This is a genomic window from Pseudoalteromonas luteoviolacea, from assembly GCF_018100925.1.
In the GTDB taxonomy this organism is placed as follows: domain Bacteria; phylum Pseudomonadota; class Gammaproteobacteria; order Enterobacterales; family Alteromonadaceae; genus Pseudoalteromonas; species Pseudoalteromonas obscura.
The window spans coordinates 47,132-60,193 of record NZ_JAGJEH010000003.1 but is presented as its reverse complement, the minus strand read 5'-3'; the positions used below and the strand labels follow the sequence as shown (position 1 = coordinate 60,193).

The following is a 13,062-nucleotide window of genomic DNA, read 5'->3' as shown; positions in this document are numbered from 1 at the left end:
AAGCCGCGAAAAACGCGGCTTATTTTTTTCTCGGAGAAACTTTGTTGGTCCATCGTGCTTGTAATCGGCATCGGTTATTTATAATTTCAAGAGGCTCATATTTTTCAATCACAATCATGTAGTGAAAATTTCACAGTGCATATCTGCCATTATCTATTTGTTATCTATATTTATTATTAAGTATTGAATCGTCTTTGGCTTTTTGGGGCTTTTTATAGGGGCGAGTCAAGCTGGTTACTTATGGTGTTTATTTTTTCAGGCTAGAGGCTTGTTTTATACGGTGGAAAGATATTGCATTCTACTGGATTTGAAAAAGGAACTGTGCGGCTGGTTTAACTTACATGTGCGCAAAAAATATCGATATAGGTCCAATTTTATGCGCACATATTTTTACTGCACTAAATTTAATTAGTGACAGTTACCAGTATAAATTCCACATGGTTGACCTGGACGCTGTTGAGTCCAACAAACACCATCTGTATTACACAGATCAACGCTCATCTCAAAGCCACCAGCTACTTGCGGTGTAGCGCCTTTAGGCAATGCATTTTTAGCTGATGTTAATTTTTTAATGCTTTTTTTATTTAGCTTTAAGTTCATAATAAATATCCTTCTTTTTTTGTTTGTACTTACTTATTAGGTTTATATTTAGGTGATATCATTATTATTCTTGAGGCTAATAGTGTTCTGAGTAAGCCTTTTTATTACCATAATGCTTTATTGGTAAATGTGAATGTAAATGATATTAACTTATTAATAACATGAAAAGAAAATAAAAGGCAAGCATGTTTTTTACAGAGGTGAATATCGGTGCGCCAGGATAAACTGGGAGAGGAAATACCCTGTCACCAATACGCACACGTACAGGTGACAGGGGGAATTTATTTAAAAGCTATATGAGGCCTTGGCGTATACAAATCTGCCATCAGTGTTGTAAGCAGAAAAAGCAGAATATGGGAATATCTGATTAAAGTTACTAAACCCAATATTACCGACCGTGTCTTGCGGGTATTGGTCAAATAAGTTATTTGCACCCATAGCGAAGCGCCACTGTTCCGAGTACTGATAAGCCAATTCTAAATCTGCGATCCATTTAGCGTCTAGCACTTCATCTTTTTCGACTGTACTTGATGAGTCTGTTGTTTCACCATAGCGCGTTGCTTTTAAGATCGCTGTCCAGTTTTGATACTGCCATGTTGCAACTAAGTTGAGTTTATCCTTTGGTGTTCCCTCTTCAAAGCGTGCAATTTCTCGACGTGCAAAATATTGGTATTCGTCACCCAACGCAGCAAGTTCTGCTGGGTTGTTTTTGACTCGAGTCACTTCTGTATCGTTTAAGTTCAGTGCCGCACTTAAATTTAGGCGACCTAAAGAGTTTAGGTTAAAGCTATAAGTTGCGACGATATCGACACCCTGAGTACGCGAGTCGATGGCGTTTGTAAAATATCTTACTCGCTGGACATTTTGTTCTCCGGCATTCTTTAGAATACGCTCGACGGCGTCACCGCTTAGGTTTTCTGACAGTACAATTCGATCGTCGATATCAATACGGTAGGCATCAATAGTCAAACTAAATACGTCGTCTGTATAGATAAAGCCAGCAGTCATGTTTACGGATTCTTCTGCATCTAGAGGGCGTGCGCCAAGAGCTTGTGCCGCTGGCGTATCGACTGGAAACAAACCGACTTCATTTGGTACACCGTTTTCAAATACGGTTGCAACTGACTTGTATGATGATTGTGCTAAAGAAGGTGCTCTGAATCCCGTGCTGATAGCACCTCTAAATGACAAGGCATCATTAATAGCATAGCGTGTCGCAAGTTTACCAGTTAAGGTGGAGCCGAAGTCACTGTAATCTTCATAGCGAGCAGCTGCAATTAGGTTCCAGTCGGCATTAAGGTATGTATCAAATTCTGTGAATAGCGCAATATTATGACGAGATTCATCAACCGCACTTGCTGGCGAAAAGCCTGCTAATACCTGCGCTCCACCTGCGGCAACTGGGGTGCCATCTGCATTGAGCACTGTTAGATAAGAAGCTTCTTCACCAACCTCAATTTGGTAAGATTCATTGCGGTACTCACCACCTAGGGTGATGAATACTTCTTCATATAAACCAAGATCAAAGCTGTTTTTAGCGTCAAAGTTGAGTGTCAGCTGGTCATAAACGAGTGCGCCGTTCTCAAACTCAGTTGGACTCGCTGTGCCCATTGAGGTGTTTAAGCTATTGGTGACTCCAAAATTGAATTGGTTTCGGCCATAGTTTGCGCTGCCGTCTAAATCCCATCCCGCCACATGTGATTTTGCACCGAGTGCCAATGCAAAATCGTCTACATTAGTTGTTATTTGTGGTAAGAAGCCATTGGGGTAAATCTCGACGACATTTTTTTTGTCGTTCGCGCGACGGAAAAAACCACCTGAGTTACCTTCTCGCTCAGCATAACTACCGAAAGAATAAACAGACAGAGTGTCAGAGAGGTCATAACCTGCGTTGTAAAAGAATGCGACATCTTCGATATCAGCTTTACCAAACCTATGGTTGTAACGATCGGCCTCGAACTCTCTTGGGTCTAAGTTTCCTTGCTCATCTCTGTCATACTGTTCTCTTGGATCAAAACCTGAGCGGTTTGAAGGGGCTTTATTGCGTGTTTCTGCACTGAGGTGAATATAGCCACTTTGCCCTAAAGGCAGACCTATGTTACCACTCAGAGTAGCTGTGTTGCCGTCGCTTATACGTCGATCATCAGCCAAGTTAAATGCAAGTTCGCCTTGGTCATCCTGGTAAGTGCTTTCAAGCTGTTTTACGCCAGCCATTTGCGTGTCATATTTACCATAGGTAAAGTTAATTGACCCACCATTGTCCGCATCTTTCAAAACAATATTGATAACACCTGCAATGGCATCCGAACCGTACTGCGCCGCAGCACCGTCTCTGAGTACCTCTATGCGCTTAATCGCTGCCGTAGGGATCATATTAAGGTCAACGGCTGAAGAACCTCGCCCGACAGTACCATTGAGGTTTAATAGTGCACTTGAATGGCGACGTTTACCATTGATCAGTACAAGTGTGTGATCAGGAGCTAAGCCTCTCAAAACGGCTGGTCTGGCATGATCTGTGCCATCGGCAAGCTGTGAATTTGGAAAATTAAAACTAGGAATTAGTGTGGTCAATACTTGACTTAATTCCAACTGACCTGAGCTATTAATTTCGTCCAAGCCGATGATATCGACTGGTACTGTACTTTCCGCAATGCTGCGCAAGCTGCGTCGAGTACCTGTTACTTCGATAACTTCTGGCTTTAGTTCAGGAGACTGACTTGAAGATGCCTGCGCTGTAAGGGTGAAAGCAGGTGCAGAAGCGAGTATCAGGCTGACTGACGCTGCCAAGAAGCTGGGTTTTAACATGGTATATCCTAGCGAGTTGATTTCGGTGATCTGAATAGCTCAATGAATGAGGCTGATTGTTTTATGGAGGGGGGATACTAAAGAGTAATTTATGCGTCGTTAAATTCAATTTTGTTATAGTTTATAACTTCTAACCTTTGGCTATTTTCTCAGAAAAGGAACGCTACTTATCGCTATCAAGTTATTAATAAAATTAAATATATTAATTTTTTGCCTCTTGTATTTTAACATTCTTCTATTTTAGAAGGTGTTGAATAGCCTATTTTTATTGGTTGTTTAGCATGGGGTTGGATACAGAATATGACGCATTTTTAGCCGTGGGTTTGGCGTAGCCGCACTATAGCGGCGTCGCCTGAGGCCTAAACTTGCGATGATATGGCATAAATGTTCGAGCGTAGGAAATCGCTAAAGGCTTTTGATTTCTTTATCTACTTGGTAGCCTTCATCAGTGACGATTTTTTCTAGCACGGCGACACGGTCTTTCAATTGTGCGATTTCGTTCTTTAACTGGTCGCTCTCTTGTTTATTTAATCCACTTAGCTTATTGGCTTTTAAGTACTTACTATATAAGTCACTGATAACACCAAAACCAACACTCACAAGTACGATTAAAAATACCATAGTAGTACCTGACATAAGCTCAATCTCCTTAACCTGATTAGCCTTAATCATAGTTGAATTTTGTGCTTAGTATAGTGACAAGTGTCAGATTAAGTGTAAGAAGAAATGAAAGGTTTTGAATGGACGAGCGATATAAAGTTGCAGAGGCTGCTATACCCAAGCTAATTTTGGGTATAGCAGTTGACATTTATTCGTATGGTAGTGGATCGGTCGCTTTATTTAATTCAAATGCTTCTAAGCGCTCTTGGCATGCACCACACTTACCACATGCTTTTTCACGGCCGTTATAGCACGTCCAAGTATGGCGGTAGTCTAGGCCCATTTTTAGACCGTCCGTCAAAATATCAATTTTCGAATTGTTTAAATAAGGACATACAATCTCAACTTCGTCATAGTTGGCGATCCGACAAACATCGTCCATTTTTTTTACAAATTCAGGTCTACAATCAGGGTAGATAGCATGATCACCTGAGTGTGCGCCGTAAAATACTTTGTTGGCTTTCAAAGAAACCGCATAACCAACTGCCAGAGAGAGCAAAATCATATTGCGATTCGGTACGATTGTACTTTTCATGCTCTCTTCTTCGTAATGGCCTTCTGGCACATCAATGTCATCGGTAAGTGAAGAACCAGCAAGAAGTTGGTTGATTGCAGATATATCAACAATTTTATGTGCTACGTTTAAACTGTCGCAGACACTTTTGGCTACTTCTAACTCTTTGACATGTCGTTGCCCATAGTTAAAAGATAGCGCATAAACCTCATGCCCCTCTTGTAGGGCTTTGTTTAGCACGGTGTAAGAATCCATGCCACCAGAATAGATAACAACGACTTTTTCGCTCATTGGAGATACCTCGGATAAATGCCTCAGGTTTTGCCTCGATTTTAATAGAGGTTTGCTTCAGGGCGCGATATACTACACGGCCGCTGAAAAAATGACAATTTTAGCAGGTTATTTTCGCAAAATATATTGAGTAGTTTGGAGCTGTTTTGTACAAAATTAATGAAGTTTTTGAAACCATCCAAGGTGAAGCAAGCTTTACGGGTACCCCGTCTATATTTGTTCGCTTACAAGGATGCCCTGTCGGGTGTGCTTGGTGCGACACAAAGCAAACATGGGATGTGAATCCGACTTATTTAGTGAGTTTGGACAAAACGGTAGAGAAAAAAGCAGACTCAGAGTGGTGGGCCAATGCTACACCGCAGGAAATCATTACTCAATTTGAACAGCGCGGATATACGGCTAAGCATATCGTTATCACCGGTGGTGAGCCCTGTATGTATGACCTAAACGAACTGTGTGAGCAATTGCACCAGTCGGGATACACAACACAAGTAGAAACCAGTGGTACGTTTGAAGTTTTGGTTCCAAAAGAAACTTGGGTTACGGTATCACCTAAAATTAATATGCGTGGTGGGTACGAGGTATTGACCTCGGCAATGCAAAGAGCGGATGAAATTAAGCACCCAGTTGCGATGCAAAAACATATTGATGAGCTAGAAGCGCTGTTTGAACAAACAGGGGTGAGACCTAAACTTATTTACTTACAGCCGATCAGTCAAAAGGCGAAGGCGACTAAATTAGCCATTGATACGTGTGTTAAGAAAAACTGGCGATTATCAATCCAAGTTCACAAGTATATAGGTATAAATTAAAAGCGCTTTGAAGCGCTTTTAATTTATACAGAAATGTCAAAAATGGTCATATTATTGTGGGAATGCTTCAATACCGGAAATTGAGCACTTCCACCAGCCATTATGGTTCGTTTCATTGAAAATGACTCGACCGGAGAAAGATTTTGTTGTCATCATGGTTAGCATCAAAGCGTACAGTTGATCATAGTTAAAGTTTGACTTCTCTAAGCGTCCGCCTCTGCCATGACTACATCCAGGCATGCTACCAGCCTGAAACTCCACATACAGGCCATCACCACCCCTTAAGTAAAATGAAGTTGGGTACAGGTTATCAATCTTTGGACCTGTTGTTGATGCTTGCGCATTTGTCGTAAACAGGGCTGAAGACGAAACGGCCAAAAGGGCGAAGAAAAGCTTTTTCATGTTTAATCCTTTATTTTTATATTTTTATATTTTTATAGATATATTAGGTTTAATCCCAATATGGGTACATGGTATCAGCCATCTATTGAAAGTTAAAGTTATAGTCAAAAAATACTGTCAGGTGACACGCGACTGTGGTGGCATGTGGCTCTATGGCAGTGATTGTTAAAGAGCTAAGGGAAACTTTAATAACACTCTGAGCTTCCCATCTCTATAATACGCTCAGTCTCGCCACTATTATTAAAAATATAGAGACCTTTGTTGATGTCGTTGAGCACCTGCCGCCAGCGAGGTTTCTTTTTGCTCAATGCGAAGAATAAGTTGTTATAGCGAAGCGCGGGTTGAACATCTTCGAGAGCTCGCAATAAAGTCACTTTTTCAGATTTGGATAAATTGGAGTAACTTACTGTAAAGCGCAGCACTTTTGGGTCGCCAATGATGAGATCAACTCGTTTTCCCACCAATAGTTTAACGAGCTGAAGGTCGTCAACTGCTTTGACAATGACAAACTCTCCATTGTCCATCATCGCATCAAACTCTGGGGTATTTTGATATCCTCTTACGACACCAATGGTAGTGCCCTTAAGTGCATTTAAATTTCCTTCAAATGAGTCCCGCTCGCCACGACGTTTGATGAAACCTATTTCACCGCCCGGGTAGGCATTGGATAATGCGAGCAACTCACGTCTCGTTTTCCCTTCATAGTTGTCAGAGGGGGACGCATCTTCAATAAAGTATTCTGGGAACAAAATATCTGCTCGACCGGATTCAGCAGCTTTAACAGCCCTTGCCCAAGGTAAAAACTCGACATACACCGGGTATCCCTGATCAACAAGCAGAGAAATGGTAAATTGAAAAACCCACCCTTTATTACAAAGTTGATCGCCGATGTAGGGGGGCCAATCTAGCGTTACTAAATGCAGCTGCTCTTTTGTTGGGTTTTTACTGAACAAGTATCCGTTTTCGTGAGGCGTTCCGACAATCATTTGATATTGCCCTGATTTAAAAAATCCCACTTGTAGGCTTGCACTGGTAGGGGATGCAAATAGAATGAGATAGCTGATGACAAGGCCTACGACTAATTTCATTTTACTAAATTCCTTATGCATATATTTTGCTATATTTTGGTTTTCCCAAGTCAAATAAACGCAAGACTGGACTTAAACAGACTTTGTATATTATGGATACCATTACAGAGTAACAATATGCTTTAACCACAGAATCTCAGTGGTTGGGCCTACCAACCAAGGGTGGGTAGCTAATATTCATATTGTATTTATTTGTTTAGTTTAGTAAGAATACGGGGAAAGGCGAAGGAGATTATCTGGATTATCCAATAAGAAGTAAAGGCCAGCTTAAAACTGGCCTTTATAGATATATTTGGCAGTTTATTGAACTAGCTCTTGATCGCTGAATTCATCTGCGAACATTGGGCTAGATAAGTAACGCTCAGTAGCGCTTGGTAAAATTACCACAATGTTTTTATCTGCGTTTTCTGGCTTTTCAGCGATACGCTTAGCCGCAACGACTGCCGCGCCAGATGAAATACCGACAAGAATACCTTCGTCTTTCATTAGCTGATGTGCCATTGCAATCGCGTCTTCGTTTGATACTTGCTCTGCACCGTCAATAAGTTCTAAATCTAGGTTGCCAGGGATAAAACCTGCGCCGATACCTTGGATTTTGTGTGGACCAGGTTTAACCTCTTCGCCTGCAAGTGTTTGAGAGATTACTGGTGAATCGCTAGGCTCTACAGCAATTGATTTAACATCAAGGCCTTTTTCTTGTTTCAAGAAACGGCTTACACCTGAGATTGTACCACCTGTGCCAACACCTGCTACGAAGTAGTCGATATTACCTTCAAGTGCATCAAAGATTTCAGGACCTGTTGTTTCAAAGTGAATTTTAGGGTTTGCTGGGTTTTCAAACTGCTGTAAAAGAACATACTTTTGAGGATCGCTTTCAAGAATTTCATTAGCTTTCTCGATAGCGCCTTTCATGCCTTTAGCACCTTCAGTCAGTACTAAGTTTGCACCTAGTGCTTTTAGTAACTTACGACGCTCAAGACTCATTGTATTTGGCATAGTTAAAGTAAGTTTGTAACCACGTGATGCCGCAACAAATGCAAGGGCAATACCTGTATTACCTGAAGTTGGCTCGATCAGCTCTTTACCATCCCCTAATAGGCCTTGTTTTTCAGCTTCCCAAATCATAGAAGCACCGATACGACATTTTACGCTAAAGCTCGGGTTGCGAGATTCAACTTTGGCGTATACGTTGCCGCCAGTTACTCGATTTAGTTTAACAATTGGAGTTTGGCCTATTGCTAGGCTGTTATCTGAAAATACTTTAGACATAAATGTTCCCTTGAATGAGCTTAGGACTATTGTGTATAACACTTAATATAGCCACACTTTACTGATCCTGTAGCAAAACAAGAAGTAAAGAATGGCTATATGATATATTAAAAAAGCTTATAGCTATAACGAATAAAAAATACACTGCTAATTACTTTGGGTAATTAGCAGGGCTTTTCATCAACGTAGCCATGCGTAGCTAAATTTGGCGAAAAAGGTTTTATTATCTTTGGTGATGTCACTTAAATCATCATCTTGATAGCCACTATCAGAGTAGCCTACAAACAGCACTGTTTCAGGATTTAATTTGTAGGCGTACAAAAGCTGGGTGCTGAGCTTTTTGTAGCGGCTATCGACGTCATCTATATATTTGTGTTGGTTGCGCTCTATATCAAGGTTGATAAGTGCCAAGCGCACGTAACTGTTTATACCAAATTGGTAGGTAAATCGTGCATCTGACAAATTCGCGGTATATACATTTTCGCCGTCGTGCTCTAAGCGTTCGTAGGTGTGGCGCAATTTAACTTCGAAGTGGCGACCAAGGTTGAAGTTTAGAGTGGGTTTTACGATGTATCGCTGCCCTAAACGGTTGTTAGCAATATCTAATTTATTGCCTGTATTCAATCTAAGTCCTGCAAATACGCCTGCTCTTGGTTTCATCTCTAAATACATCCACTGGAAATTCTCAGTGAACATGTCTGTGTTGCCGTCTATTTCTAATAGCGTTTCATCGTGTCGTTGACCCGTACGCTTACGGTGATCAAACCCAACCTGAACAATACTTTGCAGCGGGCCCTGTACTTTGAAGTTTGATTGCACTTCTTTTTCTAGTAACTCTCCATCCTCATTATGACTAATATCCCAGTCGCTGTACCAATTGGCACGATTCCACCAGTTGGATTCATCCCCGTACCAACGATATTCAAACCCGGTAATAAACTTATTAAAATCCACTTGAGAAATAAATCCTAAGTCAGCACGTAGCGCTGCGTCGTAATTGCGATATGACCCAAATGCTCGCCAGTGTTTACGATTGTGTTCATAACTGGCGTAATAGCCCAATCCTTGCTGATCACCATGGTTTTGCACCCTTAAAACGCTTTCATCAATTTCACAAGACTCAATAGGATCGTCATCACATACTTCATCGATAAAGTGTTGATCATACTGAGTGTCGGTCGTGATGGCTTGTAGCTTAATTGTATCGTGTTTAGTTGGGCGATATTTACTGTCAATACTCAAGACTTGGTTACGATAATCTTCGCTTTGTCTGATGGTGCCAGTTGTGCCAATAGACAGCTGGTCATTGGCATCATAGCGATATCTCAGCGCGGCGTTTTCACTTTTTTGTTCAAGTGAAACGATGCTTGACCCTAAATTACCGGGTACTAATACATGTGTTGAATCGTCATTGGCAATAAAACCGGCAAATGTGTGCCCTTGTTTGCTGCTCGTAGCTTTAATGCCATAATCTGGTGCAGATACGTTACGCGTATGCACCAAGTTTAAATGGGAAGAGAAGTAATCGCTGTTTTCTAAGAAAAAGGCGCGTTTTTCAGGAAAGAATAAGCTGAAGCTGTTGTTAACACTTAACTGTCCAGTGTCAACTTCAACCTGAGAAAAGTCTGGATTTACAGTTAAGTTTAAAGTGGTATCAGGTGTAACAGCCCACTTTACATCAAGGCCGGGCTCGTAGTCGGTATCACTTTCGAAGTCAGGTACTACAGCGTCGTCAATATCACGTGTTTGAGTGTGTGCAATGGCCAGTGCAGGTGTGATTGTTAAGTTATTACTTTGTTTAGCTGAGGCAAATCCACTTACCGCTGGCATTTGACAGATCCAGCAGCTGTTATTGTGGTCAAGTTGCATATTAGAAATACGTAGCCTTTCATCCCTTGGTAAAAAACGCAGGAATTCCATGGCCATTTGTTTGGTGCCCTGTGAGTCGTTAAAATTGAGCACCCGCAGAGGTATTTTAACTTCAACACGATATCCATCTGGTGTAATCTCCCCCTTGCTCGACCAGATACCATTCCAAGACGAGTTTTCGTTTTTGGTTAGCTCGTTTTCGATCGAGTCCAGTTGGACCCCTAACGGGTTGATGAAGAACTGGTAAGCATTTTGGCTGGTGTTAAGCGAGTCAATTTTCAGTCCGACAAGATCGTCGTTCCAGATTTTATCTCTATCTCGATAGTGTGCCCGTATTTCTTTCGGTGTTGGGTCTTTTGCAATAAATGCGATAAATAACGCTTCACCATTTTCGTAAACCAAGGCCTTCGTTGACACTGGGCTTGCGATATTTTCATGAGGCCAGGTGACATTATCAATGAGGATTTCTTGAGCTGATTGCCAGATTGGTTCATCTATTTTGCCGTCTATTATGGCTGCTTGCTCTATAAATGGGATCTCTATTGGCTGCGGTGCGGCAACAGCAGCGGCAGACAATAGTAGGGTGCATATAAGGCTGGTACTTCTAATCATGATAGATGGTTTAATTCGCAGAAACTATGGAGTGTTAATTTAATAAGAATAGTTTAAAGCAACAATTCATTCTCGTTGAGTTGCGTTAATATCGGGTGAACTCAGGTGAATGAACTGAAGTTAAAGTATCGAATTTGTATACCTAAGAGGTAAAAACATGATAAAAAGGAGCTTGGTTTAAATGTAGATCGGACAAACTATGTCTCTAATAATAAAACTCATCGCCGGTATTGTGGGCGGTATTTTGGCAGGTTTGTACTTGCCTTTAGGTCTGACTGAGCTGTTATATACGGCTAAGGTCATAATAGGCCAACTAATTAGTTTTACAATTCCATTAATTATCTTGTTCTTTATCGCCTCAGGTATTGCCGGTTTACCTAAGACATCAGGGCACCTTTTAGGTAAAACGGTCGGCTTTGCATACAGCTCTACTGTGATCGCGGGGACTTTGGCTGTACTACTGGTATTATTTGCAACGGGCTTCTTTGAGGGGAGTGTTGCCTATGAAGCTGCCAAAGGCGCCGAGTTAAAAGGTTATATTCAATTAGAAATTCCACCGCTGATGAGCGTGATGACGGCACTTGCCGCTGCATTTATTTTTGGTATTGGCATTAGCCAGCTAAATTTAGGTCAGTTGAAAGATGTTGTCGATCAGGGCCGTGACGTCATTGATGCCCTGCTGGCTAAAGTAATTATTCCAGCGTTGCCTTTTTATATTGCAGGTGTATTTGCCGAAATGGCAGTAGCTGGCACGGTTGTTGATACACTTAGCACGTTTGGTGTGGTACTTGTGGCTGCGGTTGGGATGCATTGGTTGTGGTTAACAACCTTGTTTGTTGTTTCTGGGTTGATGCTAAAACGCAGTCCATTAGAATTGGTCAAAAATATGCTGCCAGCATATTTCACTGCGATTGGAACTATGTCTAGTGCGGCGACCATTCCTGTCTCGTTGAGAGCGAGCAAGGCTAACGGTGTTTCTGAAGAAGTAGCAAACTTTTCAGTTCCTTTATGTGCTACAATTCATTTGTCCGGTTCGACAATTACCATCGTAACTTGTGCAATGGCAGTGATGTTTTTATCTCCAACGATGGCCGTTCCATCGCTGTTGGAAATGTTGCCGTTTATTTTCATGCTGGGTGTTGTGATGATAGCTGCACCGGGTGCGCCTGGTGGTGCCGTGATGTCGGCATTGGGTCTATTGACGTCCATGCTTGGATTTGATGAAAGTGCGATAGCCTTGATGATTGCACTTTACCTAGCACAAGATAGTTTTGGTACAGCATGTAATGTCACAGGTGACGGTGTGATTGCATTGTGGGTAAACCGATTCTCTGAAAAAGGAGAGTAGCCAAACCAAACCTAGTAATATAGTCGTATATTTGTGGGTTGGCATGATGTAATTGATTATGCTTTGCGAAATTATATGTTAATCTCGCAAAGCGAATCAAAAAAGATTTTTTACCAAGGGCTAGCGTGAGGATGTTCCATTGATTAACGTACTTTTAGTTGATGATCATGAACTTGTAAGGACTGGGATCAAACGCATCTTAGATGATGTGCGTGGTTTCAAGGTGGTCGGAGAGGCTAAAACTGGGGAAGAAGCGGTGACTTTTTGCCGCCAAAATGAACCCGATATCGTATTAATGGACATGAATATGCCGGGCATAGGTGGATTAGAGGCGACGAAGAAGATTTGTCGTTATTGTCCAGATGTTAAGGTCATTGTGCTCACGGTACATTGTGAAGATCCATTCCCAAGCAAAGTGATGCAAATAGGGGCTCATGGTTATTTAACCAAAAGCGCTGGACCAGATGAGATGATCAATGCAATTCGTTCGGTCAACTCAGGACAGCGTTATATTGCGCCAGAGATTGCGCAGCAAATAGCGTTGGCACAGTTCAGTGGTAAAGTCGATGAAAACCCTTTTCAATCCTTATCAGATCGTGAACTACAGATCATGTTAATGATCACAAAGGGTGAAAAAGCACAAGATATTGCAGAGCGGCTCAACTTAAGCTCTAAAACGGTGAATAGCTATCGTTATAGAATGTTTGAGAAATTAGACGTAAGTGGTGATGTTGAGCTAACGCACCTCGCCATTCGTCATAAAATGATTGATATTGATAGTTCTCGTTGATC

At 41.5% G+C, this 13,062-nt stretch carries 11 protein-coding genes; 3 read left to right on the top strand and 8 right to left on the bottom strand.

The window, feature by feature from the left end; genetic code table 11:
- Nucleotides 1-408: 408 nt before the first annotated feature.
- The 4 genes from J8M00_RS06460 to queC all read right to left on the bottom strand — a co-directional run bounded on the left by J8M00_RS06460 (nucleotide 409) and on the right by queC (nucleotide 4,870).
- The gene (locus J8M00_RS06460; RefSeq protein ID WP_023398742.1) at nucleotides 409-600 is read right to left on the bottom strand and encodes a hypothetical protein; all 192 of its coding nucleotides are present in this window, start codon (nucleotides 598-600) and stop codon (nucleotides 409-411) included.
- Nucleotides 601-885: 285 nt separating this feature from the next.
- Complete coding sequence (locus tag J8M00_RS06455; RefSeq protein ID WP_211009501.1) at nucleotides 886-3,405, bottom strand: TonB-dependent receptor plug domain-containing protein; 2,520 nt, start codon at nucleotides 3,403-3,405, stop codon at nucleotides 886-888.
- A gap of 405 nt (nucleotides 3,406-3,810) precedes the next feature.
- On the bottom strand, nucleotides 3,811-4,041 hold the full coding sequence (locus J8M00_RS06450; RefSeq protein WP_211009500.1) for a hypothetical protein: 231 nt from the start codon (nucleotides 4,039-4,041) through the stop codon (nucleotides 3,811-3,813).
- A 172-nt stretch (nucleotides 4,042-4,213) separates the two neighbouring features.
- Nucleotides 4,214-4,870: a 7-cyano-7-deazaguanine synthase QueC gene (queC, locus tag J8M00_RS06445; protein WP_023398745.1), complete on the bottom strand. Its 657-nt coding sequence runs from the start codon at nucleotides 4,868-4,870 to the stop codon at nucleotides 4,214-4,216.
- Nucleotides 4,871-5,016: 146 nt separating this feature from the next.
- Here queC and queE point away from each other — a divergent pair, with 146 nt between their 5' ends.
- Nucleotides 5,017-5,682 (top strand): 7-carboxy-7-deazaguanine synthase QueE, encoded by a 666-nt coding sequence (gene queE, locus J8M00_RS06440; RefSeq protein WP_211009499.1) that lies wholly within the window; start codon nucleotides 5,017-5,019, stop codon nucleotides 5,680-5,682.
- Between the two features lie 51 nt (nucleotides 5,683-5,733).
- Here queE and J8M00_RS06435 read toward each other — a convergent pair whose 3' ends face one another.
- The 4 genes from J8M00_RS06435 to J8M00_RS06420 all read right to left on the bottom strand — a co-directional run bounded on the left by J8M00_RS06435 (nucleotide 5,734) and on the right by J8M00_RS06420 (nucleotide 10,922).
- On the bottom strand, nucleotides 5,734-6,084 hold the full coding sequence (locus tag J8M00_RS06435) for a hypothetical protein (protein WP_211009498.1): 351 nt from the start codon (nucleotides 6,082-6,084) through the stop codon (nucleotides 5,734-5,736).
- A 185-nt stretch (nucleotides 6,085-6,269) separates the two neighbouring features.
- On the bottom strand, nucleotides 6,270-7,172 hold the full coding sequence (locus tag J8M00_RS06430) for a substrate-binding periplasmic protein (protein ID WP_211009497.1): 903 nt from the start codon (nucleotides 7,170-7,172) through the stop codon (nucleotides 6,270-6,272).
- 300 nt (nucleotides 7,173-7,472) lie between these two features.
- The gene (cysK, locus tag J8M00_RS06425) at nucleotides 7,473-8,441 is read right to left on the bottom strand and encodes a cysteine synthase A (RefSeq protein WP_023398749.1); all 969 of its coding nucleotides are present in this window, start codon (nucleotides 8,439-8,441) and stop codon (nucleotides 7,473-7,475) included.
- A gap of 180 nt (nucleotides 8,442-8,621) precedes the next feature.
- Entirely contained in the window at nucleotides 8,622-10,922 is a 2,301-nt protein-coding gene (locus tag J8M00_RS06420; protein ID WP_211009496.1) for a carbohydrate binding family 9 domain-containing protein, read from the bottom strand.
- 199 nt (nucleotides 10,923-11,121) lie between these two features.
- Here J8M00_RS06420 and J8M00_RS06415 point away from each other — a divergent pair, with 199 nt between their 5' ends.
- Both J8M00_RS06415 and uvrY read left to right on the top strand, forming a co-directional pair.
- Nucleotides 11,122-12,270: a dicarboxylate/amino acid:cation symporter gene (locus J8M00_RS06415; RefSeq protein ID WP_023398752.1), complete on the top strand. Its 1,149-nt coding sequence runs from the start codon at nucleotides 11,122-11,124 to the stop codon at nucleotides 12,268-12,270.
- A gap of 139 nt (nucleotides 12,271-12,409) precedes the next feature.
- Nucleotides 12,410-13,060 carry a UvrY/SirA/GacA family response regulator transcription factor gene (uvrY, locus tag J8M00_RS06410; RefSeq protein WP_023398753.1) on the top strand — a complete coding sequence of 217 codons (651 nt, stop codon included), beginning with the start codon at nucleotides 12,410-12,412 and terminating at the stop codon, nucleotides 13,058-13,060.
- Nucleotides 13,061-13,062: the final 2 nt, after the last annotated feature.

Coding starts and splice junctions, on each gene's coding strand:
- J8M00_RS06415 (WP_023398752.1), top strand. CDS start 11,122: ATGTCTCTAATAATAAAACTCATCGCCGGTATTGTGGGCGGTATTTTG.
- J8M00_RS06450 (WP_211009500.1), bottom strand. CDS start 4,041: ATGTCAGGTACTACTATGGTATTTTTAATCGTACTTGTGAGTGTTGGT.
- cysK (WP_023398749.1), bottom strand. CDS start 8,441: ATGTCTAAAGTATTTTCAGATAACAGCCTAGCAATAGGCCAAACTCCA.
- J8M00_RS06420 (WP_211009496.1), bottom strand. CDS start 10,922: ATGATTAGAAGTACCAGCCTTATATGCACCCTACTATTGTCTGCCGCT.
- J8M00_RS06460 (WP_023398742.1), bottom strand. CDS start 600: ATGAACTTAAAGCTAAATAAAAAAAGCATTAAAAAATTAACATCAGCT.
- J8M00_RS06435 (WP_211009498.1), bottom strand. CDS start 6,084: ATGAAAAAGCTTTTCTTCGCCCTTTTGGCCGTTTCGTCTTCAGCCCTG.
- J8M00_RS06430 (WP_211009497.1), bottom strand. CDS start 7,172: ATGAAATTAGTCGTAGGCCTTGTCATCAGCTATCTCATTCTATTTGCA.
- queC (WP_023398745.1), bottom strand. CDS start 4,870: ATGAGCGAAAAAGTCGTTGTTATCTATTCTGGTGGCATGGATTCTTAC.
- J8M00_RS06455 (WP_211009501.1), bottom strand. CDS start 3,405: ATGTTAAAACCCAGCTTCTTGGCAGCGTCAGTCAGCCTGATACTCGCT.